The 22584-nt window shown below is 64.0% G+C and carries 23 protein-coding genes and 2 pseudogenes; 8 read left to right on the plus strand and 17 right to left on the minus strand.

All coding sequences use genetic code 11. The annotated features are described in order from the left end of the window. Positions 1-4: 4 nt before the first annotated feature. From HBA54_RS24705 to phnG, 10 genes are all read right to left on the minus strand, one after another. Positions 5-1057 (minus strand): hypothetical protein, encoded by a 1053-nt coding sequence (locus HBA54_RS24705; RefSeq protein WP_167229985.1) that lies wholly within the window; start codon positions 1055-1057, stop codon positions 5-7. A 35-nt stretch (positions 1058-1092) separates the two neighbouring features. Further along, entirely contained in the window at positions 1093-1569 is a 477-nt protein-coding gene (locus HBA54_RS24710; protein ID WP_167229988.1) for a GNAT family N-acetyltransferase, read from the minus strand. 144 nt (positions 1570-1713) lie between these two features. Then, entirely contained in the window at positions 1714-2907 is a 1194-nt protein-coding gene (locus HBA54_RS24715; RefSeq protein ID WP_240932889.1) for an alpha-D-ribose 1-methylphosphonate 5-triphosphate diphosphatase, read from the minus strand. Beyond that, on the minus strand, positions 2907-4052 hold the full coding sequence (locus HBA54_RS24720) for an alpha-D-ribose 1-methylphosphonate 5-triphosphate diphosphatase (protein ID WP_167229991.1): 1146 nt from the start codon (positions 4050-4052) through the stop codon (positions 2907-2909). Before HBA54_RS24720 ends, HBA54_RS24715 begins: the two co-directional genes overlap by 1 nt. After that, positions 4049-4771 (minus strand): phosphonate C-P lyase system protein PhnL, encoded by a 723-nt coding sequence (gene phnL / locus HBA54_RS24725; RefSeq protein ID WP_240932890.1) that lies wholly within the window; start codon positions 4769-4771, stop codon positions 4049-4051. Before phnL ends, HBA54_RS24720 begins: the two co-directional genes overlap by 4 nt. Further along, positions 4768-5547, minus strand: a complete 780-nt coding sequence (phnK, locus tag HBA54_RS24730; protein ID WP_167229995.1) for a phosphonate C-P lyase system protein PhnK — start codon at positions 5545-5547, stop codon at positions 4768-4770. The genes phnL and phnK overlap by 4 nt, the downstream gene beginning before the upstream one ends. Further along, a complete protein-coding gene (locus HBA54_RS24735; protein ID WP_167229998.1) occupies positions 5544-6524 on the minus strand; it encodes an alpha-D-ribose 1-methylphosphonate 5-phosphate C-P-lyase PhnJ in 981 nt (326 codons plus the stop codon). The genes phnK and HBA54_RS24735 overlap by 4 nt, the downstream gene beginning before the upstream one ends. Continuing rightward, on the minus strand, positions 6524-7621 hold the full coding sequence (locus tag HBA54_RS24740) for a carbon-phosphorus lyase complex subunit (RefSeq protein WP_167230001.1): 1098 nt from the start codon (positions 7619-7621) through the stop codon (positions 6524-6526). The genes HBA54_RS24735 and HBA54_RS24740 overlap by 1 nt, the downstream gene beginning before the upstream one ends. Positions 7622-7624: 3 nt before the next feature. Next, positions 7625-8269 carry a phosphonate C-P lyase system protein PhnH gene (phnH, locus tag HBA54_RS24745; protein WP_205944897.1) on the minus strand — a complete coding sequence of 215 codons (645 nt, stop codon included), beginning with the start codon at positions 8267-8269 and terminating at the stop codon, positions 7625-7627. Beyond that, positions 8269-8754: a phosphonate C-P lyase system protein PhnG gene (phnG, locus tag HBA54_RS24750; protein WP_167230005.1), complete on the minus strand. Its 486-nt coding sequence runs from the start codon at positions 8752-8754 to the stop codon at positions 8269-8271. The genes phnH and phnG overlap by 1 nt, the downstream gene beginning before the upstream one ends. Positions 8755-8861: 107 nt before the next feature. Here phnG and phnF point away from each other — a divergent pair, with 107 nt between their 5' ends. Next, on the plus strand, positions 8862-9584 hold the full coding sequence (gene phnF / locus HBA54_RS24755) for a phosphonate metabolism transcriptional regulator PhnF (protein ID WP_167230008.1): 723 nt from the start codon (positions 8862-8864) through the stop codon (positions 9582-9584). Between the two features lie 6 nt (positions 9585-9590). On the opposite strand, the gene HBA54_RS24760 is transcribed toward phnF, so the two are convergent. Next, positions 9591-10535: a pseudouridine-5'-phosphate glycosidase gene (locus HBA54_RS24760; protein ID WP_167230011.1), complete on the minus strand. Its 945-nt coding sequence runs from the start codon at positions 10533-10535 to the stop codon at positions 9591-9593. Continuing rightward, positions 10535-11479, minus strand: a complete 945-nt coding sequence (locus HBA54_RS24765) for a carbohydrate kinase family protein (RefSeq protein WP_167230014.1) — start codon at positions 11477-11479, stop codon at positions 10535-10537. Before HBA54_RS24765 ends, HBA54_RS24760 begins: the two co-directional genes overlap by 1 nt. A 162-nt stretch (positions 11480-11641) precedes the next feature. Here HBA54_RS24765 and HBA54_RS24770 point away from each other — a divergent pair, with 162 nt between their 5' ends. The 6 genes from HBA54_RS24770 to HBA54_RS24795 are packed head-to-tail and all read left to right on the plus strand — an operon-like array spanning position 11642 to position 17856. Continuing rightward, positions 11642-12400: a hypothetical protein gene (locus HBA54_RS24770; protein ID WP_167230017.1), complete on the plus strand. Its 759-nt coding sequence runs from the start codon at positions 11642-11644 to the stop codon at positions 12398-12400. After that, positions 12397-13725, plus strand: coding sequence for a DUF4350 domain-containing protein (locus HBA54_RS24775; RefSeq protein ID WP_167230020.1), 1329 nt, complete (start codon positions 12397-12399; stop codon positions 13723-13725). Before HBA54_RS24770 ends, HBA54_RS24775 begins: the two co-directional genes overlap by 4 nt. Then, positions 13640-14596: an AAA family ATPase gene (locus tag HBA54_RS24780; protein WP_167230023.1), complete on the plus strand. Its 957-nt coding sequence runs from the start codon at positions 13640-13642 to the stop codon at positions 14594-14596. Before HBA54_RS24775 ends, HBA54_RS24780 begins: the two co-directional genes overlap by 86 nt. Beyond that, complete coding sequence (locus HBA54_RS24785) at positions 14593-15903, plus strand: DUF58 domain-containing protein (protein ID WP_167230026.1); 1311 nt, start codon at positions 14593-14595, stop codon at positions 15901-15903. The genes HBA54_RS24780 and HBA54_RS24785 overlap by 4 nt, the downstream gene beginning before the upstream one ends. Beyond that, positions 15903-16907, plus strand: coding sequence for a stage II sporulation protein M (locus tag HBA54_RS24790; RefSeq protein WP_167230029.1), 1005 nt, complete (start codon positions 15903-15905; stop codon positions 16905-16907). The genes HBA54_RS24785 and HBA54_RS24790 overlap by 1 nt, the downstream gene beginning before the upstream one ends. Then, positions 16894-17856, plus strand: coding sequence for an RDD family protein (locus HBA54_RS24795; RefSeq protein ID WP_167230033.1), 963 nt, complete (start codon positions 16894-16896; stop codon positions 17854-17856). The genes HBA54_RS24790 and HBA54_RS24795 overlap by 14 nt, the downstream gene beginning before the upstream one ends. A gap of 11 nt (positions 17857-17867) precedes the next feature. On the opposite strand, the gene HBA54_RS24800 is transcribed toward HBA54_RS24795, so the two are convergent. The 4 genes from HBA54_RS24800 to hemN form a co-directional block, all read right to left on the minus strand. Further along, on the minus strand, positions 17868-18632 hold the full coding sequence (locus HBA54_RS24800; RefSeq protein WP_167230036.1) for a DUF7847 domain-containing protein: 765 nt from the start codon (positions 18630-18632) through the stop codon (positions 17868-17870). 96 nt (positions 18633-18728) lie between these two features. Further along, complete coding sequence (locus HBA54_RS24805; protein ID WP_167230039.1) at positions 18729-19499, minus strand: DUF7847 domain-containing protein; 771 nt, start codon at positions 19497-19499, stop codon at positions 18729-18731. A 92-nt stretch (positions 19500-19591) separates the two neighbouring features. Next, positions 19592-20362 carry a DUF7847 domain-containing protein gene (locus HBA54_RS24810; RefSeq protein WP_167230042.1) on the minus strand — a complete coding sequence of 257 codons (771 nt, stop codon included), beginning with the start codon at positions 20360-20362 and terminating at the stop codon, positions 19592-19594. A gap of 343 nt (positions 20363-20705) precedes the next feature. Next, positions 20706-22052: an oxygen-independent coproporphyrinogen III oxidase gene (gene hemN, locus HBA54_RS24815; RefSeq protein ID WP_167230045.1), complete on the minus strand. Its 1347-nt coding sequence runs from the start codon at positions 22050-22052 to the stop codon at positions 20706-20708. Between the two features lie 199 nt (positions 22053-22251). Here hemN and HBA54_RS30050 point away from each other — a divergent pair. After that, a pseudogene (locus HBA54_RS30050) lies at positions 22252-22458 on the plus strand (DUF4279 domain-containing protein); the annotation flags it as partial. 11 nt (positions 22459-22469) lie between these two features. Here the strand turns inward: HBA54_RS30050 and HBA54_RS24820 are convergent. Next, positions 22470-22584 (minus strand): annotated as a pseudogene (locus HBA54_RS24820) (IS5/IS1182 family transposase); the annotation flags it as partial.

Consider the following 22584-nt stretch of genomic DNA (forward strand, 5'->3'; position numbering starts at 1 on the left):
AGGCCTAGAAGAAGATCACGGCGCGGCCGGCATCAGACTGAAACATGCTGCCGCCGGCATGCCCGACAGCGGGCACCAGCACAACCTGCGTATTGTGCGGCGCGAAGAACCGGTCCAGATGCGCCTTGAACAGGCGGCCCCGCTCCAGGCGATGCCGCCCTTGAAGAGCCGCCGAGCAGGTCCGGTTAAGTGTGCGGTCCCATGGGTTGATATCCCGCTCTCCCAGTAACAGGGTCAGGGGCCGCTGCCGCGCGTGCTGTACCAGTTTCTCCCTGCTGGCGCGCATCATAAAGCGGTTCAGTTGGTCGAGCCCATGGTCGTAGTGATTGTAGTCGCCGCACAGATCAGCATGCGGCGGCGCAAAGCGGCCGTCGAAGGTCTGCACCGGCCGGTAAGGGTTCAGATACAGATAAGCGCCCGGGTTCGCCGCAACATAGCGCAGCCGCGTGTGAGCCACTTCCGGGATCTCCGCGTGCCCGGCAGCAAAACGCTGGACGAACTGGCCGCCGGCCGAATGGCCGACGACCGTGATCTTGCCCAGGTTGGGAAACAGCGCCCGGTCACCCAGATAGGCAAGCAGGCGCTCGACGGCCCTGAAGGAACTGATCTGCCCTTCCGGGAGCACGGAAGACCAGTCCCCACGGCGCCAATTGCTGTTGCGATCCCAAAATACCGCACCGTTGCGCTGATCTGACGCTCTGTCCGCCGTCGTCCTGTCTGCCGAAATCGTGAACCGCGGTGCCACAATCAAGGTCTGCTCTTCGACCGCTTCCAGACGGGCCGCCTCGCCCACCCGGTGAAAGTACTGACGGGCGTCGCGCCCGACCCCGTGAATGACGACCACTGCACGGCGGATCTGCGGCACCGCCTCACCGAGCGGACGACTGGCGTAGACCGGCAAATACAGCTTGGGGCCAAGCGGAAACGCCGCTGCGCAGGGCGCCCCCTCGGGACAGGACTCCGATGCAACCGCCTGCGGCAGAAGCAGGCCAAAGACGAGGACCAGCGCGAAAGCGAAGGCCAAGCGAAACGCCGGCCTGACCTTCTCGACAATCAATTGATCTCTCGCTACCAAGGTAAAGTTCTTGCCTCTCAGGCCGGGTCGCGCTCCTGCGCGAGCTTGAGGGTCATATAGACGCTGAAAGGGTCGTAGACGTAGCCGGCAAAAGGCCCGCAGGTCTGGAAACCAAAGTCGCCGTAGAGCGTGCGCGCCGGCGCGAAGACCTCCGGGCTACCGGTTTCAAGGCTCAGGCGCCGGTACGACCGGCGCCTCGCCTCATCGATAATGTGTTGCAGAAGCCGGCGCGCCACGCCCTTCCCGCGCGCGGCCGCCGCCGTGTGCATGGACTTGATCTCACCGTGGCGCTCGTCGATTTCCCTCAGCGCACCGCAACCGAGCAACTGCGCAGACTCCCAGGCCGTCCAAAAGGTAATCTCCGGCCCCCGCAGGGCATCGAGATCGAGGGCATGCACGCTCTCCGGGGGAGAGTTGCTTCTCATGAGGTCCAGATGGGCCGACAGGAGAGAGGCGATCGCCTCCCCGCGCAAATCGTCTTCGCGAATGATCATTGAAATACAAACAACCGAGTTGGCCAAAAGAGCTGACTTAGGGAACCAGCTGGGAAATCTGCCCCAGCCATAGCCAGCTCGGCAAGAACTCTTGCCCGAGAGGTTAACGCGCTGCAGCAATCCTGCAATTCCAAACAGAACCGGCTAAGCCACCCGCTTGCCGGCGCCGTAGACCGTGCGGACCACCGGGTGTTCTTCCACCATACGGACGTGCAGCAGGTCGGCGCGCTTGCCGACGGCAATCTCGCCGCGGTCGGTCAGGCCCGCCGCCTGGGCCGGGGCGAGACTGGCCATCTTCACCGCCCGGGGCAGCGACAGACCCACGTCGTCCTTTGTCAGGCGCAAGGCCGCCGCCAGCATGGAGATCGGCACGTAGTCGGAGGCCAGGATGTCCAGCAAGTCGGCCCGGGCCAGCTCTATCGCGGAGACATTGCCGGTCTGGGAACCGCCCTTCACCACGTTGGGCGCGCCCATAATGGTGACCATGCCGCATTCGCGCGCCGCCTCGGCGGCGACAAGCGTCGTCGGAAATTCGGAGATCGCCATCCCCAGGTGGGCGGCTTCCTCGACGTGTTCCAGGGTCTCGTCATCATGGGCGGCAATGGAAATACCCTTTTCGTGCGCCATGCGGCAGATCGCAGCCCGATAGGTCGGTGCAAAAGTGCGCGAGGCCTCGGCATCGCGGCGGAAGCGTTCCTCCACCTGGTCTTCCGGCACATGAAACAGCTTCACCAGCACCTCGCGGTACTTTTCGGCGTCGGGAAACTGACGCTGGCCCACCGTGTGCTCCATGATCGACACCAACCGCAGCAGAGGGTGGTCCATGTGGGGCGCGACCTGATCCAGCAGGGTCGGGTCCGTCACTTCGCAGCGCAGATGCAGGAAATGCTGGCTGCGGAACAGGCCGAGGGCGTCCCCCTTCTCCACCGCCGCCATGATCAGGCCCAGCAGATCGCGGCGGGTCTGGTCCGCATCGCGCAGGCCCACCACCAGGGAATCGAAGACCGTGGTGATCCCCGCCGCCGCCACCTGGGCATCGTGGGCAATCGCCGCCTGCAGGGCATCCCACTGTACGCCGGGCCGCGGGACGGCATGACGTTCGCAGTGGTCGGTATGAAGGTCGACCAAGCCGGGCAGCACCATCTCGCCCTGGCAGTCGAGAGCACCGCTGGGAACGTTACCGCCCTCAGTTATCTCGGTAATCCTATCGCCTTGCACGGTGACGGCGCCGCGAAAGGCAGCCTCCGCGGTCACCACTTCGGCATTGGCCAGCACCAGGGGGGCTGCCGCAACGGCAACCGGGGACTCCCGCTCTTCCACTACCTGCTCCTGCAACATCACATCACCTGCTTTCCATCGCGCCAGACTGTACGAACATGAGGTTTGTCGTCGACCATGGCAACCCGCAGTAAATCCGCCCTGAGGCCGGGGGCAAGGCGTCCGCGGTCGTCAAGGCCGGCGGCCCGGGCGGGATTCGCCGTTACTTTGCAGACCGCCGCCGGCAAAGCCAGGCCATGCGGCCCCTGGGTCAGGCGAAAGGCGGCCTGCAGCATAGCGGCCGGCACATAGTCGGAGGCGAGGTTGTCGAGCAATCGCTCTTCCGACAGCTCGGCCGCCGAAACGTTACCGGAGTGCGATCCGCCGCGGATCAGGTTGGGCGCGCCCATGACGATATGCATACCATGGGCGCGGGCCTTGCGGGCCGCCGCTGCGGTGGTCGGAAATTCCGAAACCGTGATCCCCATGGCCGCCGCGTCTTCGACATGCGCCTCGGTCTCGTCATCGTGGCTGGCAATGGCCAGCCCCCGCGCCCTGCCACGCTCGGCCAGCTCGGCCCGGTTTCTCGGCACCACGTCGTGCTGTGCGCCGGTCAGGCGTTCGATATGCCCGTCGGCCTCGGCCTCGCTGAGGCTCAGGTTCTTCATGGTGCGCTCGCGGAAGCTCTGAACGTTCGGATACTGGCGGTGGCCCGGCGCATGATCCATCAGGGACATCATGCCGACGGCGGCATGGTCGGCGACGGAGTCGAAAAGATCGACAACCTCCTCGTCGGTAACCTCGCAGCGCAGATGGACAATGTGATCGGACCGCAGCATGCCTTTGTCACGGGCTTCGCGCACCGCATCGATCATCGGGCGGAGAATGTCCTTGCGCTCCGGATGCTTGATGCTGACGCCAACGCAGACACAGTCGTAAGCCGTTGTGACGCCACCGCCGGCCATCTGGGCATCGTGGGCCATGATGGCCGCAACCGGGTCCCAGTGGGTGCCGGGGCGCGGCAGCACATGCTTTTCGAAGTGATCGGTGTGCAAGTCGATGAGCCCGGGCAGGACATAGTCGCCTGCCATGTCCTCTGCCGCGGCCACGGCGGTCGCGCCGCTGGCGATCCCGGCGATCCGGCCATCCTTGATGACCAGGTTGCCGTGCACGACCTCTTCTTCCAGAACCAGCCGCGCGTTGCTGATGACCCGTTCCACGCTCATGCCGCCAGTTCCCCCGCCTTTACATTGAACACCGCGTCGGCGACGGCCTCGCGCACCTCATCGTCATGGAAGATCCCAACCAGCGCCGTGCCACGGGCCTTGGCTTCGCGAATCAGTTCGATCACCACGGCACGGTTACCGGCGTCCAGGGACGCCGTCGGCTCGTCGAGCAGGAGAATGGGATAGTCCACCGCGAAACCCCGGGCGATGTTCACGCGCTGCTGCTCGCCGCCGGAAAAGGTGGCCGGCGCCAGGTCCCACATGGCCTCTGGAATGTTCAGCCGTGCCAGCAGAACCTCCGCCTTGGCGCGCGCCTGCTCCAGATCGATGCCCAGGGCGTGCAGCGGCTCGGCAACGATATCGCGCGCCGAGATTCGCGGAATGACGCGCAGGAACTGACTGACATAGCCCATGGTCTCCCGGCGCACTTCCAACACCCGGTGCGGGACGGCGGTCGCCATATCCACCCAGTCGGCACCATGGCGCACCCAGATATGGCCGCTGCCCGGCTTGTAGTTGGCGTAGAGCGAGCGCAGCAAGGTCGACTTGCCGGTTCCCGACGACCCGAAAAGCGCAACACACTGGCCCGCCGCCACCTCCAGGCTGAGATCGGAAAAGACCGGGATGCGGGCCTCGCCCTGGACATGCAGGATAAAGGTCTTGCTGAGGTTCTCGACCCGGATCAAGGGTGGTTGTTCCTGCTTTTCGATCATTGTCATACCTGTAGCACCGAGGAGACGAGAAGCTGCGTATAGGGATGGTGCGGATCATCAAGCACCTGATCTGTCAGACCGGTCTCCACCACCCTGCCGTCCTTCATCACCATCAGCCGGTCCGCCAACAGGCGGGCGACCGCGAGATCATGGGTCACAATAATCGCTGAAAGTTTCAGTTCGCGGACAAGTCCGCGCAAAAGATCAAGCAGGCGCGCCTGCACCGAAACATCCAGCCCGCCGGTCGGCTCATCCATAAAGATCAGACGCGGCTTGGTCACCAGATTGCGCGCGATCTGCAAACGCTGCTGCATGCCGCCTGAAAAATGCTTGGGCGCATCGTCGATCCGGCCGAGGTCCATTTCGACCTTCGCCAGCCAGTCTTCCGCTGCGCTGCGAATCTCGCCGTAGTGACGCGCGCCCACCGCCATCAGGCGCTCGCCCACGTTGCCGCCGGCGCTGACGTTCATGCGCAGGCCGTCACGCGGGTTCTGCATCACCACACCCCAGTCGGTGCGCAGCAGAAAGCGCCGCTCCGGCTCCGAGAGAGCATAGATGTCGGTCAGGCCGCGATCACGCAGATCGTATTCGACGATGCCGTTGGTCGGCATCAGCCGCGCCGAGAGGCAGTTCAGCAGGGTCGTCTTGCCGGAGCCCGACTCCCCGACCACACCCAGCACCTCGCCGCTGTGCAGCTCAAAGGAAATGTCGGCACAGGCAAGAAGACTGCCGAAGGCGTGCGACAGATTGTGCACGCGCAGCAAAGGGGATGTATCGTTCATGTTTCGCCTTCTCCCTGCGCCTGGGCAGCATCGCCGTCCGGCGCCTCCTGCGCGCCGACCGCCGCAGCATAGGCGGCGGCCGCCGTGTCGGGCAACTGGCCGACATGCCCCTCGGCCCGGCGCCTGCCGCAAAAGTGAGAGTCGGAACAGACGTACATCTTGCCGCCGCTGTCATCCAGGATCACCTCGTCCAGGAAGGTCTCCTCCGCCCCGCAAAGGGCGCAGTCTTCCTCCCACTGTTGAACCCGGAAGGGATGATCGTCGAAATCCAGGCTCTTCACCTTGGTGTAAGGCGGAATGGCATAGATGCGTTTCTCCCGCCCCGCCCCGAAAAGCTGCAGCGCCGGAAAATCGTCCATCTTGGGATTGTCGAACTTGGGGATCGGCGTCGGCGACATGAGATAGCGTTCATTGACCATCACCGGATAGGAATAGGACGTGGCGATCTCGCCGAACCGCGCGATGTCTTCATAGAGCGAGACCTGCATCAGGCCGTATTCCTTGTAGGCGTGCATCTTGCGGCATTCGATCTCCCGCGGCTCCAACGTGCGCAGGGGCTCCGGCTGGGGCACCTGATAGACCAGGATCTGGTCCTCGGTCATCGGATCTTCCGGCACCCGGTGGCGGGTCTGGATGATGCTGGCTTCTTCCGTCACCTCGGTCGTGCCGACCTGCGCGGTACGGGCGAAGAAACGCCGGATATTCACGGCGTTGGTCGTGTCGTCGGCACCCTGGTCGATCACCTTCAATGTATCGTCGAGGCCGATGATGCTGGCGGTCACCTGCATGCCGCCGGTGCCCCAGCCATAGGGCAGCGGCATCTCCCGCCCGCCGAAGGGCACCTGGTAGCCGGGCACCGCCACCGCCTTCAGGATACAGCGGCGGATCATGCGCTTGGTCTGCTCGTCCAGATAGGCGAAGTTGTAGCCTTCGCCGGCCCCGGGCGCGGCTGCGGTCTGGTTGTCGGTCTGTGGCATTACTCTGCCGCCTCCCTGTGATCCTCGTCATGACGCCGTCGCAGGCTACGGATCAATTGCAGTTCCGACTGGAAGTCGACGTAGTGCGGCAGCTTCAAATGCTGGACGAAACCGGAAGCCTCGACGTTGTCGGAGTGATAGAGCACGAACTCCTCGTCCTGCGCCGGGTACTCGATGGACTCGTCCAACTCGCGCGCCCTGAGCGCCCGGTCCACCAGGGCCATCGCCATGGTCTTGCGCTCGCAGTGACCGAAGGCCAGGCCGTAACCGCGGGTGAACTGCGGCGGGCGTTCGGCGGAGCCGGCGAACTGGTTGATCATCTGGCACTCGGTGACGGTGACCTCGCCGATTTCGATGGGAAAGCCCAACTCTTCCGGGACGAATTCCACGGCCACCTCGCCGAGACGAATTTCACCGGCGAAGGGGTGATTGCGCCCAAAGCCGCGCTGCGTGGAGTAGCCGAGCGCCAGCAGAAAACCCTCGTCGCCCCGGGCCAGGTTCTGCAGGCGCATGTCGCGCTCGGCCGGGAAGGCCATCGGCTCGCGGGTCAAATCGGCCACCGGGCCGTCATCGCCGAACGCAAGCTCCTCCTCGATCAGGCCTTCGTGGTTCAGGATGTCGGTCACCCGGGGGATGCTGTCATCCACCGCCTCATCGGCCACCGCCGCCTCGGGTTCGCCGACGCCTTCTTCCGCCGCCAGCGCGAAATCCAGCAGGCGGTGGGTGTAGTCGTAGCTCGGCCCCAGGATCTGCCCGCCGGGCAGATCCTTGTAGGCCGCCGAGACACGCCGCCTGACCGCCATCTGTGCCGTGTCGATGGGTTGGGTTTCGCCAAAGCGGGTCAGCGTGGTGCGATAGGCCCTGAGCAGGAAGATCGCCTCCACCAGATCGCCCTGGGCCTGCTTGATGGCCAGCGCCGCCAGATCGCGGTCGTAGAGCGAGCCCTCGGTCATGACCCTGTCGACCGCCAGCTGCATCTGCTCCTTGATCTGATTCAGCGTCAGCTCCGGCACTGCGGCGTCGCCGCGGCGCTCCTCGGCCACCAGCTTATGGGAATTGAGGATCGCCTGTTCGCCACCCTTGACCGCGACATACATGCTCTAAGCCTCCACAACAACGGTTCTCGGCAGACCGACGATCGAGCGGCCAGCGGTCAGGAAAACATCGACACCCAGCGGAAACTGCCCGGCATTCAGGCGCCAGTCGTTCCAGAACCAGTCCGGCAGACCGGCGGCCTTCAGAACCGTCTGGTCCCTGATACCCGGCCCCCTCAAGACGGTCGCCGGCCCTTCCACAAGGCTGGAAAGCTGGATGACCAGGCTGGCGGAGCGGTCCGGGTATTGGTCCACCCCCTGGGCGAAGAGTGCCAGCCGGGGCATGTTCTCGGCATCGCTGACCAGGGCGAAGGCGGCCTCCTGGCTGCGTTCGACAAGCGGGCAGCCACAGTGAAACGAGAAATAACCGCGCAGCGGCGGTGTATCGGCAATCCAGTCGATCCACAAAGGCGTATCCTGATCGCAGAGCGTCAGCAACGCCGCCGTCGTGGCGACATCCAGGGGCGTCGGCGCGTCGAGCCCGCCCTCGAACTGCATGACCTTTCCGGGGCGGGCCATCGCCTCCAGCAGAATACGAAAGATCCCCTGGGAATCATGGACCGGATCGCCGAGGCCGGGTTTCAGGTCGGCAATATCGATACCGGCCGGACCGATACCAGCCGGGCCACCCGGGCTTGAAAGCATCGCCATCAGTCGTTCTCCCCGCGCACCAGGGTGAAGAAATTCACCTTCGTTGAGTTGGCCTTTTTGCTGGCTTCCTTGCGCCGCGATATCTGCTGTGCCTGCAGCGGTGTGATCACCTTTACCTCCAGATCCGCGGCCTGTGTGCCGTCCTGCAGCAGCGCATCGAAGAGCGCCGCCAATTCGGCGTGGCGCTTGGAGCGTCCCTGGACATAACCCAGGCCGGCGCTGCCGTTCGCCAGGCGAAGCGCACAGCGGGTCACCGTCATCTGACCAATGTTGAACTGGCTGCCGGTGCCCCCCGTGCGGGCGCGCAGCATCACCATGCCGGTCTCCGGCGCGCGCAGCCAATCGAAGTCCGGCTTCTGCGGCATTTCTTTCCAGGCGCTCTCCAGTTCTGAGAGCTGAGCCTTGGCCAGGACGGACATCCAGCGCTGACGGGCAGCCTGGGCCGGGTCCATCTTTCCGGCCTCTTCGCTTGCGGGGGCCTCCATTATACAAATCCTATATTTGTCTAGACGTCCATACCTTCTGAAGGTAAAAGAGGAACCCAAGGGGTGTAAAGAACAACTTCATGAACTTTGCATGACGGGACCCGATCATGACACTGCATCGGCAGGCGGGCGTCGCGCTCTGGCGGCAGATCGCCGAGACTCTGGAGAGCGATATCAAGAACCGGGTGTTCGGGCCCGGCGAGAAGATGCCCACCGAGGCGGAACTGGCGGAGCGCTTTACGGTCAACCGCCACACCCTGCGCCGCGGCATCGCCTATCTGGAGCAGGAGGGGATTGTCCGCGTCGAACAGGGCCGCGGCACCTTCGTGCAGGAGCGAATGGTCGACTACAAACTCGGCAAGCGCACACGCTTCACCGAGAACATCGAAAAGCAGTCGCGCATCCCCTCCGGCGAGACCGTGCGTGCCCTGGTGATGGCCGCTGACGCCACCGTCGCCCAAAACCTGCACATACGAAAAAGGGCGGGCGTGGTACTGATCGAGAGTATCGGCATCGTCGATAGTCGGCCGATCAGTATCGGCGCACACTACTTCCCCGCACGACGTTTTCCCGACTTCATCGAGGTCTACAAGCACGAGCATTCGGTTACCAAGGCGCTCGCCCACTACGGCGTAGAGGACTACACCCGCAAGGAATCCCGCATCACCGCGCGGCTCCCGACAACAAGCGAGAGCCGACTGCTGGCCTTGCCGCGCAGCCAGCCGGTGCTGGTCACGGAGTCCATCAACATCGATACGGAGGGCCGGGTCATCGAATACGGTTGGAGCCGCATGGCCGCCGACCGTGCCCAGTTGGTGGTGCAGCCTTAAAGCTGTTTAGCCGGGGCACCTGCGGCTATAGGCGGCAGCGATGCTTGCCGCCAGCTTTGCGTTGTTGCGCACCAACGCGACGTTGGCGGTCAGGCTGGCGCCCTGCGTCAAGGCCTCCAGGCGGCCAAGCAGAAAAGGCGTCACCGCCTTGCCCTGGATTCCCTGCGCCGCCGCCTCTTCCAGGGCAAGGCCGATCTTCGCCTCCATGGCGTCCGCCGGGATTTCATCGTCGGCCGGAATCGGATTGGCGATCATCAGGCCGCCGCCAAGACCGAGCATCCACTTGGTCGCCATGACCGCCGCCACCTGATCGGCCGTGTCACAGCGCAGGGGGACGGCAAGCCCGCTGTCGCGGCTGTAAAAGGCCGGGAAAGCATCGCTGCCGAAACCGATCACCGGCACGCCCAGGGTTTCCAGAACCTCCAGCGTCTTGGGCAGGTCCAGGATCGCCTTGGCCCCGGCACAGACCACCGCAACCGGGCTGCGCGCCAGTTCCTGAAGGTCGGCGGAGACGTCGAAGCTCAACGCGGCGCCGCGATGCACACCGCCGATTCCGCCGGTGGCAAAGACCTTGATCCCGGCGAGGTCGGCGCAGATCATCGTGGCCGCCACAGTCGTGGAGCCCGGCTGCCCGGCGGCCAGCACCGCCGGAAGGTCGGCCCGGCTTACCTTGGCGACCGCATCCAGGTCCGCCAGGCGGCACAGGTCGGCTTCATCCAGACCGACCCGGATGCAGCCGTCCAGTATCGCGATGGTCGCCGGCACCGCACCGCCGGTGCGGATATCCGTTTCCACCGCCAGCGCCGTCTCCAGATTGCGGGGAAAAGGCATCCCGTGGGTTATGATGGTCGACTCCAGGGCCACGACAGGGCGCCCCTCGGCGAGCGCCTGGACAACGTCAGGATGGACCTGCAGCCGGTCGTCCAGTTCCGGGTTGATGGTCTGCTTCATCAGGTCATCCGCTCCAGTCTTTCCGAACTTAAATCGGGGTTCACGCTCTCGGCGCAGCCCATCGTCAGTTGCGCCGCCGCCAGGCCGCGCCGCGCCGCCGTCTCAAGGTCCAAGCCCCGAAGGCGCGCCTCCAGAAAGGCGGCGGCCAGGGCATCGCCGGCACCGGTAACGTCGCGCAGCGGCCCGGGCAGGCTCTCCAGGCGCAGGCAGCGATGCGCATCAGCAACCAGCAGGCCCGCCGCGCCCAGCGTGACGACAACCTCGCCGACCCCCTGGGCCAGCAGCGCGGCGGCGGCGGCCTCAGGCGCAAGGTCCGCGCGCGCGTCGCCCGTCAGCGCCGCGGCCTCGCCCCTGTTGACGAAGAGGTAGGCCGTCTCGGACAGGATTGCTTTGGCGCGCACCGCCTTGGCCGGCGAAACACCGTTCACGGCCAAAGGGCAGGACGGCCCAGCCTGAGCCGCGATGTAAGCCAGGCTCTCTCCTGACAGATTGCAATCGGCAAAAATGGCATCGACCCGCCAAAAGTCCCCGGGCAGTTCCCGCAGCAGCGCCGGCGTTATCTCATCGTAGATCCGCATGTCGGCCACGGCGACCAGCATCTCTCCATCGGGTTCCAGCGCAATCAGGTGAAAAGCCGTGGGCGCCGTGGAGGACCGACCGACCTGACGATAATCCAAAGGCAGACTGCGCAGGTATCCGAGAACCGCTGCGCCGTCGGCATCGTCGGCGACCCGGCTGACCAGCGACACATCCACGCCCAAACGGCCCAGGTTGTCCGAGACGTTTCGCGCCACGCCGCCGAAACAGCTCTCCACCACCGCCGGATTGGATGCCGCCGCTACGAAGGCCCTCTCTGCCTGCGCCTTGCGGTCCACGTGACAGGCCCCGACGCAGACAATCCTCAACGCAGCCTGTCGTCGCCCGGCAGCACGGTCAGTTACCATTGTATGTTCTCGAGCTGTGAGCACAGCATTTCACGTTGAACCCTGTTCCCCTTACTGGAAGCAGGCGGCCGGCGCCAGAACAGACCGGCGCCCCGGTAGCGAAACTTCGCGATAGATTGCCTCCGCCGGTCAGGTTATACCCGACAGGGGATGAACTTCGAGTTGAACAGACATAGCCCCTCCGGGCAGCGGGAGAGGCCGCGTATCTTTGTGCCCGGGATTTCCGCCCTGCGGCGCAGCGTCTCGTTCTTCCGTGCCTTGGCGCTCATGACTATGGTCGGCAGCGCCCTGCTTGCGCCTGGAGCCGGCCTGGCCCAGGGTATCAGCAGCCAGGGGGAGATTCAGGAAGCCCGGGACGGGATCCTGGAGTCCGGCCGCTACCAGACCGAGCGGCCCGTTCCGCCGGAGATCGAAAGACACGAACCGCTACGGCTGCCGCCCTGGCTCATAGAAGCGTTTCTCTGGGCGATTGCGGCCATCGTTGTCGTGATGGCCCTGATGTTTCTCTACAACGCGCTGCAGAATCGCACCGGCTTGAAACTCAAACGGCACAGCGGTCGACAGACACCCGAAATGGTCGAAATCCCCGTCAGTCCGCCGCAGAAAGCCATCGACGCCCGCACGCTGGAGCAGGCCGACGTATTGGCCGCCGAAGGACGCTTCGCCGAGGCCATTCACCTGCTTCTTCTGGTTGCCATGGATCGCCTGAAACGAGAACTGGGCGCGCGGGTGCCGCCGGCGCTGACCAGTCGGGAGGTCCTGCGGCTCGCGCCCATTCCGGAGGCCGCCGTCGAGCCTCTGACCCGGATGGTCTCTGTTTCCGAGATCAAACACTTCGGCGGCCGCGACGCGGCAGGGCCGGACTACGATCAATGCCGGCAGGATTTTCTGCGCTTCAGCGGCCAGGAAGCGGTGGTATGAGCCAAGCACCCCCGCCCCCTGCAGCCGAGCCGTCAGGAGCGGGCGGGGGCGCGTTTTCATTTCGCGCGGTGGCGATCCTGATCGTGGTGGGTACGCTGTGCTTTGCAACAGCCACCCTGCTCGCGGTGTTCTCCGACCCGCAGAGCGAGCGTACTTTTGGCGCCAACGCCTACTCGCAGTCGGCCATCGGCTACAAGGCCTGGGCCGAGATCCTGCGCGCGTTGGAAACGCCCATCCTCATCAGCCGCAATGCCTCGGCGGAAAAGGCCGTCGAAGACAACCTGCTGATCGTCGCCCAGCCCCATGTCGATGGCGACGCCATGGAGGCGTTGGAGACCATGCAGGACACCTGGATCGTGCTGCTCGTGCTGCCGAAGTGGGAAGGCCGGCCGGACTTCCCGAACCGCCGCTGGCTCGCCGAAATGAGACTGCTCGATCCCTCGACACCCGAGCGGGTTCTGTCGCTGGTGATGGACGAATCCAAGCTGCAGCGCAGCGAGAAGCCCCAGCAATGGCGCGGGACCGACTGGAACATCATGCCGAGCCTCACCGAGGCCCAGCTCATCCAATCCCCCGAAATCACCCCGATCGTGGAGAGCGATGACGGCGTACTGCTGGGCGAGGTGCGCCGCGACGGAACAACCTACTGGGTGCTCTCCGATCCCGATGTGATCTCCAACATCGGTATCGACGACGGGGACAACGCCGCCTTTGCCGTTGCCATGGTCCAGGCGCTGCTGCCGCCCGGCGGAACCGTCATCTTCGACGAGGCCGTACACGGCTTCACCACCTCGCCGGATCTCTGGCGCGCCCTGCTGACCTTCCCCCTGAATCTGGCCGTCCTGCAGATGTTGGCGGCGGTGGGTATTCTGATCTGGGCTGCCGCAGGGCGCTTCGGCGCCCCTTCGCCCGCGCCGCCACGGCTTGAAGCGGGTAAGCGCGGGCTGATCGAGAACACGGCCAACCTCTTCGAATACGCCGGCAACCTGCCGGACATCCTGCGCCGCTACCATGATGCCTGCCTGCGGGATCTGGGCCGCCATATGAGCATACCCCGCGACCTGGACGAACATGACCTGCGCCGCTGGCTCGACCGGGTCGGCGAAGCGCGCGGCACCAAGCTGCGCTACAGCGAGGTCAACAGCCGCGCAGCGGCGGCGTCGCAGCAACTGAACGCCCCCCTGCCACACTTCTTGCGCGCCGCGCGGCGCCTCTACCGATGGAAACAGGAGATGATTCATGGACATAGAGCCGATCCAAACGGTTTGCGCTCGGATACGCGAGCAGGTTCGCAAGACCGTGGTCGGACAGGACGCCGCGCTTGACCTGATGATCGCCGCCCTTCTGTCCGAGGGGCACGTGCTTCTGGAGGGCGTTCCCGGAACCGCCAAGACCTTGCTTGCGCAAACCTTCTCCGCGTCGGTTTCCCTCAAATTCGGCCGTATTCAGTTCACCCCGGACCTGATGCCGGGCGACGTGCTGGGCACCAACATCTTCAACTTTCAGACCAGCGGCTTCGTCCTGACCAAGGGACCGATCTTCAGTCAGATCCTGCTGGCCGACGAAATCAACCGCACGCCGCCGAAGACCCAGGCCGCCCTGCTGCAGGCGATGCACGAGCGCGCGGTGACCATCGACGGCGCGACCCATTCCCTGGGCGAGAATTTCATGGTGATCGCCACCCAGAATCCGATCGAGCAGCAGGGAACCTATCCTCTGCCGGAAGCACAGCTCGATCGGTTTCTCTTCAAACACATTCTGGATTATCCGGCACGCGACGAAGAACGTGCCATCGTCGCCCGTCATGGCCATCGCAGCATAATGCCCGAGGTTTCCAGCTTCGGATTGGAGGAGGTCGCCGACCCGGCTACCCTGGGGGCAATGCGGGAAGTTATCTCCCGCTTGCGTCTCTCCGACGACATCATCGACTACATCGTCGATGTGGTGCGGGCGACCCGCGAGCACGAATCCCTGGAATTCGGTGCCTCGCCCCGTTCCGCCAACATGATCGCCACCGCCGCACGCGCCTATGCGGCCATGAACGGACGCGACTATGTAATCCCCGACGACGTGAAGTTCATCGCGCTGCCGGCCTTGCGCCACCGCATCGTGCTGGCGCCGGGCGCGGAGATCGAGGGTTTGCAGCCCGACGTGCTGATCCGCCAGATCCTCGACCAGGTGCCCGCACCGCGATGATCCGCCCCACCTTCCGCGCAGTAACCCTTTTTGCCGCCGGCATTCCGCTGGCATTCGGTATGCTGCTGGCGGATGAGGAATCCTGGCCCTTCGTGGTCGCCTTACTTTTCATTTCCTGTTTTGCCCTGCTGACGGACGCCATTTTGATGCTGACGCCGGGCAGGCTCAGCGTCGACGTCCATATCCCCAAGGTGCTCTTCATTGGGCATACAGACGCTCTGATGGTCAGGCTGCAGGCGCGCTCTCAGCGTCAGACAGCGATCGAGGCTGTCTGCGACCTGAGCGAGCTGATCGCACGCCCGCCACCCCTGCTCGCCCCCCTGAATGCCCGGGGAGAGGCACTGCTGACCTTTCCTCTGCAGGCGCGCCGGCGCGGTACGGCAAAAATCGAACGCCTCTGGCTGCGCTGGCAGGGCCCACTGGGGTTGGTCCGGGTCGTGCACATCGTGCCACTCGACGTGGAGGTCTCGGTTACACCCAACATTCGCGCAGTCCGCCAGACAGCCATACAGTTTTCCGACCCCAACGCCTTCTATGGGATCAAGGCGCAGCGCCAGCAGGGCGAGGGTTCCGAGTTCGAGGCTCTTCGCGACTATGTGCCCGGCCTCGATCATCGCTCCATCGACTGGAAGCACTCGGCCCGGCACCGCAATCTGGTCTGCAAGGAATTCAGGACCGAACGCAACCATCAGATTGTCCTGGCCTTCGACACCGGCCACCTGATGAGCGAGCCGCTGCAGGGCATCACCAAGCTGGACCACGCGGTGAATGCCAGCCTGCAGCTCGGTTATGTCTCGCTGCGCGCCGGGGACCGCATCGGCGTTTTCGGCTTCGATTCCCGCGTTCGCCTCTTCAGCCAGCCGAGCGGCGGCGTCGGCACTTTCTGGCGCCTGCAGAAGGCGGCCTCGGAGCTGAGCTACAGCGAAGACGAAACCAACTTCACCCTCGGCCTTTCAGCCTTGGCGGGCCGGCTCAACCGTCGCTCCCTGGTTATCCTTCAGACCGAATTCGTCGACATCATCACTGCCGAGCTGATGCTGGAAAACGTGGAGCGGCTGGCCGCGCGCCACCTCGTGCTCTTCGTCTGCCTGCAGGACCCGGGCCTGGAGGAAACCGTCGATGGAGAGCCCTTCAATGTGAACGCCATGTCGCAATCCGTCATCGCCGACGAATTTCTGCGCGAGCGGCGCATCGTCATGGAACGCCTGCGGCGCATGGGCGTGCACTGCCTGGACGTGAAGGCTGAACAGGTCGGGCCGGAGATCATCAATCGCTACCTGGAAATCAAGCGCATGGAGCTGATCTGATGCCCGCGCCCCTGAAGAGTTTCGAATTCCGGCGTGAGCGGGAAGCCAGCTGGCGGGAGCTCGAGGGTCTGGTCGGCACGGCCGAGAAGAAAGGTCTGAAGTCGCTGCCGGCAGAGCAACTGCTGCGCCTGCCGAGCCTCTACCGCGCCGCCCTGTCGTCCCTCTCGGTGGCGCGCAGCATATCGCTCGACCAGAACGTCGTCGGCTACCTGGAGAGCCTCTGTGCCCGTGCCTACTTCCAGGTTTACGGATCGCGGTCGAACTTCTTCGAGAGCGTGGGCCAGTTCTTTGCCGAAAGCTTCCCCGCTGCGGTGCGCGGCGCCTTCTGGCCGATCGTCATTGCCGGGTTCTGGATGGCGCTGGGTTCGGCAATCGGTTTCTTTCTGGTTCAGAACGCCCCCGATTGGTTTTACAGCTTCGTTCCCGCCGATCTCGCGGGCGGCCGCACGCCTGCCAGCGCCACCGAGAGCCTGCGCAATGCACTCTATGACGGCGCCGATACGGCCGAGCGGCTCTACGTTTTTGCCACCTTCCTGTTCACCCACAACTCCAAGGTCGCCCTGATGGCCTTTGCCCTGGGCTTTGCCCTGGGCGTTCCGACGATCCTGCTGATGTTCTACAACGGCCTCGTTCTCGGCGCCTTCCTGGCCCTCTATGACGACAGAGGCCTGCTTGGAGAACTGGGCGCCTGGCTCTCGGTCCACGGAACCACCGAGATTCTGGCCATCATCCTCTGCGGCGGGGCCGGTCTGGTGCTGGCCCGCGCCATCATCTTCCCGGATCAGAACAGCCGGCTGGACAGCCTGGCGCGGCGCGGCCGCGCCGCCGGCACGCTGGCTGTTGGGGGGGTGGTCATGCTGCTCGTCGCCGGGCTGCTGGAAGGCTTCGTGCGCCAGTTGGTAACCGACGTCGCGACCCGCTACGCCATCGGCGGCCTCATGCTGGCCTTCTGGCTCGCCTACTTCACCTTCTCCGGACGGGGCAGAGGCTATGGCGACGACTAACCCCACCGCGGCACCCCCGCAGCCCAAACCGGCAGCCGCCCGGCCACGCAGCGAGCGCCGCATCGTGACGCCGGAGGGTGTGCCCCTGACGTTTCAACTGGCCGAACGCGGTGAGCGTGCGGCCGCCGTTCTGATCGATCTGGTCATCATGCTCCTGGCGCTGGGTCTTGTCGTGCTGGGCGTCGTCGTCCTGAGCTGGCAGATCGGCTTCTCGGAATTCATAATCGGCGTGACGCTGCTGGTTTTCTTCCTCATCCGCACCTTCTACTTCATCTACTTCGAACTGCGCTGGCAGGGGGCGACCCCCGGGAAACGCGCGCTCGGCCTGCGCGTCATCGACCGCGCAGGCGGCTATCTGCGGCCGGACGCGATCTTTTCCCGCAACATCCTGCGCGAAGTGGAGTTGTTCCTGCCGATGACCCTCCTGCTCGCCGGCCCCGAGGACGGCAGCAGCGGCTGGATAAACCTGCTGACACTCGGCTGGTTGTCGGTCTTCGCTTTACTGCCCTTTTTCAACAAAGACCGCCTGCGCGCCGGCGATATCGTGGCCGGCACCTGGGTTGTCTCCGCACCCAAGACCTTCTTGCTGTCGGACGTTGCCGCCGGGGCAAAGACCCGGCAAGAGAGCACACAGACCACGGATCCGGAATTTCCCTTCAGCCGCAGTCAACTGGAAGTCTACGGTATCTACGAACTGCAGACCCTGGAAGACGTCCTGCGCCAAAAGGGGCCGCAGACCCAGGAAACGCTTCTTGAGGTCACCAAGCGGGTCCAGAGCAAGATCGGCTGGACCGGCGAAGACCGCGTCGATCCCCGCCGTTTCCTGGAAGCCTTTTACGCCGCCCAACGCGCCCATCTGGAATCCCGCCTGCTGTTCGGCGAGCGCCGCGAGAACAAGCATGACCTGAAAGGGCCGCCGGGTGCTGCCGACGGCCCGACCAAGCCTTAGTCAAACACTGCTTAATCGAAAACCGCCGCGATCTGCGCTGTGTTGATGCCTTCCTTGGCGACCCTAAGATCATGGTACAGCACCGCACCGAACACGGCGAAGAAAGCGGTCACCATTCCGCTCCAGACGAACTGGGCCAAAGCGGCGAGGATCGTCCCGTCGGGGCGCATCAAGGGAAGTCCGACAAGGGTCACGGCCCAGCCGATTCCCATTACAACGCCGTAGAAAATGACCAGCAGCCCCAGAACACGCAAGCGGTTGCCCTTGGTCAGCTCCGCACTGCGCTTGACGCTGCCCCAGACACCCGTCCGATCGACCACGGCTGCCGGCACCGCCACAGCCGTCAAGACCGTGGCGAAAATCCCGGGAACAATCAACAACATCGAGCCGAGCAAGATGAGCAGCGTGACCACGATAGCGACGAGAATGACCGGTACGATGACAGAGAGGCCGCTGGTCAGGCAGGTGCTGAAGCCCGCGGGCTGACCGCGCATATGCGCAATCGTGCCGTAGACCAACGCCCCCATGGTGATATAGGTGGTAGCCAGGCTGAGCAGCATGGCGATGAAATACGACAACCCAATCCCCGAAGCACCCACAGCCAATCCGCCACCGCCGAGCAGATTGAACACCAGGAGGGGAACCGCCAGCAGGTAGGAAATCGTCAGAAAGGGCGCCAGATTGGCAACCAGAACCCCATAGGTGCGGTTTAGGACCCCGCCAATGCTGATCGCGGCGGAGGATGCCGGCGTGCCACCACTTAAGATATCACTCATCGAAGGTCACTCCGTCCAGACAGATCAAGAAAACGCTACCCACCCAATCGGATCACCGCCGGCAGGAATCCAAATCACCAAAAGACAAGGGTGCCGTCAGTCGAACACTGCGGCAATCTGCTCGGTATTGACGCCTTCCTTGGCAACGCGCAGGTCGTGGTAGAGCACGGCAACGGCAACGGCCAGAACCGCGCTGGACAGCGCCGAGACGATATAGTTCACGATCAGGATCAGGGTGAACCCCAGACCGATCGCCGCCACGATGCCCACGACCAGGTCGACGACAAAGCCGAAAACCGCAAGGGCCACGATGAAGATGGCCAAAACCCCAAGCACCCGCCAGCGGTTGCCCTGGGTCAGTTCCATGCTTCGCTTGAAACTGTCGACGATCCCCGGCCGCTCCACGACATAAGCCGGAACCGTCACCGAGAAGATCACCGCCAGGAACACCCCGGGAACAATCAGAAGGGCGAAGCCGATGCCCAGAAGAATCGAGGCGGCGACGGCTATCACGACGATCGGCAATACTGCCCCCAGGCCGCGCGAAACGATCTCGCCCAGGCCGGCCTTACGTCCCCGCAGATGCGATACCGTGCCATAAACGACCGCGGCCATCAGCAGATAGGAAAGAACGAGAGAGACCACCGTGAACACGATCTCCAGGGGTGAGAAGGATGAAGCCTCACCGCTCAATGCGCTGCTGAGGGTGATATAGCCGAGAACCAGCCCCGGCAGATGGAGAACCAAAGCCAGGATGCTGAATGGGACGAGGTTGGCGACAACCACGCCGATGGTCCGCTTTACGACGGCGCCGATGGAAATCGCAGTGGCGGGCGAGCCGCTGCCGGTGATGATCGAGTCAATCATTGGGAGATCCTTCCAGACTAGTCAAAAAACACTCCCTGACTAGTCGTGGCGACCCCGATCCAGGTTCAAAACACCGGAAAGTTGGCGCAGTTTCAGTCGAAAACCGCTGCGATCTGCTCGGTGCTGACGCCTTCCTTGGCGATGCGCAGGTCGTGGTAGAGCACGGCAACGGCGACCGCCACGACGGCGCTGGAAAGCGCCGAGATAACGTAGTTGACGATCGCGACGAGGCCGAGCCCGGTACCCATGACGGCGACAAAACCGGTCACCGCCCCGATGACCATGCCGATAACGGCAAGAATGACAAAGAGGATGATCAGGATGCCGAGCACCCGCCAGCGGTTGCCCTTGGTCAGTTCCATGCTGCGCTTGAAGGAACCGACGATGCCGGGCCGCTCAACGACATAGGCCGGAAGGACCACCGCAAAGATGACCCCCAGGAAAATGCCCGGGATAATGAAAAGCGCGAAGCCCACCGCCATGATGACAGAAGCGGCGATCGCTATCACGATGATCGGCAAGACCGCCGTCAGGCCGCGCGAAACGATCTCGCCCAGACCTGCCTGCCGCCCGCGCATATGCGATACGGTGCCATAAACGACCGCACCCATGAGCAGATAGGAAAGGACGAGCGATAGAACGATGACCACGATCTGCCCGGGCGAGAAGGATGGTCCGGCGCCGCTCAAGGTCTCGTCCAGGGTCATGTAGTTGTAGAGCAGCCCCGGCAGGTGCAGCACCAGAGCCAGGATGCCGAACGGCAGCAGGTTGGCGAAGAAGACGCTGAAGGTGCGTTTGATCACCGCACCGACGGAAATCGCCACGGCGGGCGAAACCCCGCCGCCAGTCATCGAATCACTCATCAATAAATCTCCAAAGATCAATCGTTCTGAAAAACATGCCAAGAGGCGAAAGGTCGCCAAAGACCGGCATCAGCGTGTCGGACACTGGAAATCACAATCGAGATGCATGAGCCCTGCGTCCCCTGCCTGGCCCCGTCGCGCAATGCATGAGAAACCACACATCGCGACGGAATGATTTCACCCCTGCCCTCACTATAGCGTGATCGGAATCCAGGGTCGATCCCTGGGCGAATCATCATCGTTCTGATTAGAAATGAGAGGCGTTTTGGCCAGTCGACCTGCCGAAACGGCGCCGTTCGCTGCTGTCAGCCTCGCGGCGTCAGCGGATTCGCGGATCGGCCAGTTACACCGCCTGGCTGTGGCGGGCGCCTGCGCCGAGATAGGCATCGAAGCAGGCGGCAATGAGGCGCAGCGCCTGTTTGCCTTCGCCGGTTACCCGCAGGCGGGAACCGCCGGTCAGAACCAGCCCGTCATCGACAAAGGGGGCAAGGCGCTCCAGGTCTTCGGAAAAGTCAAAGCCCGTCAGGCCGTGTTTCCGCGCCGCCGCGTCAAGATCGACCGCGAAGTCGCACATCAGCCGCTCGATGATATCACGGCGCAGGCTGTCCTCGGCGGTAACGGCGATGCCGCGCACCACCGGCAGGCGCCCCGCGCGCAGGGCCCTGGCATAGGCGACGATGTCCTTCTCGTTCTGCGCGTAGCCCTGGGGCAGGCTGCCGATTGAGGAGACGCCGAGGCCGAGCAGTACCGCGGCCTGATCGGTGGTGTAGCCCTGGAAGTTGCGGTGCAGCCTGCCTTCGGCAGCGGCGCGGAACAGCGGATCGCCCGGCAGCGCGAAGTGGTCGAGACCAATGGCCCGATAGCCGTTCAATGCCAGCACGCATTCGGCCAGCTCCGCCTGGGCAACACGCGCCTCGGCCCCCGGCAGCGTCGCCGGGTCGATCATCTTCTGGTGCTTCTTCATCCAGGGCACATGGGCGTAACCGAAGACCGAAATCCGGTCCGGCCGCAGGTCCGCTGCAAGGCATGCCGTCTGCTTCACATCGTTCAGGCCCTGGTGGGGCAGGCCGTACATCAGGTCGAAGTTGATGGCATCGATACCCGCAAAGCGCAGCCTGTGCGCCGCTTCTGCCGTGGTTTCAAAGGGCTGTATCCGATTGATCGCGACCTGCACATGCGGGTTGAAGTCCTGCACGCCCAGGCTGGCCCGGTTGATCCCCGAGGCGGCCATGGCCTGGGCCTTCTCCGCCGTCAGGTGGCGCGGGTCGATCTCGATGGCCAGTTCGGCATCGGGCTGAAAGTCGAAGGTCTCCGCCAGCTTGTCCATGACGGAACCGAAGTCCGCCGCCGAGAGGATGGAGGGCGTACCGCCACCCCAATGCAGGCCGGAAACCGGCCGCCCGCGGCCCAGGGCATCGCCCAGCAGGTCGATTTCCCGCTGCAGCAGCCCGACATAGGCGGCGATACGCTGATAATTGTTGGCCACCGCCGTGTGGCAGCCGCAGTACCAGCAGAGCTGATGGCAGAAGGGCACATGGAGATAGAGCGAGAGCGGCGCCTCTTCGGGCAGCGCCGCCAGCCAATCCCGATAGAGGGAACCGTCGACGCCCTCATGGAAATGAGGCGCCGTGGGATAGCTGGTGTAGCGCGGTGCCCGGGCCTCGGCCAAGCGGAGCGGAAGGCTTGTCATGGCGCAAAAATACCCAGGCCGCCGGGCCACGACATTGACTGAAGTCAATCTGAGCGCCCTTCACTATCCAGCGTGTCCGAGGCCGGAATTGCGCCCCTTGGCCTCCACATCGCCGCGAAGCATAGTCGCCCTCCCAAGGGGCAAGACTGCTGCGGTTTCAGTATACCGCAGAGGGATCTCCCGCTATGGTTGACCAGCCATGATTGACAAGATTATCGATACCTCCGATGCCCGCGCACCGGACGACGAGGGTTCGGACCAGCCACCCCGTTTCATCACGGCCGGCGGACTCGTTGACAAAACGAAGGTGAGCCTGGGCGTTTTCGATGACGGCCTGGTCCCCGAAGACATTTCGAGAATTTTAGGGGTGGCCCCGACTAAAGCCCACCGCAAAGGGGAGCGCATTAGGGTCAGGACTCAATTGAGCCACCATGTGATGATTGCGGCGATGAAGACGGCAGATAGGAAAGTATCTGCGCGTTTGTCGTATCGGGTGGCGATTCTTCGGAAATCTTTGAGCCGACAGAACATG

It is taken from the genome of Pelagibius litoralis (genome assembly GCF_011683915.1).
GTDB lineage: Bacteria > Pseudomonadota > Alphaproteobacteria > Kiloniellales > Kiloniellaceae > Pelagibius > Pelagibius litoralis.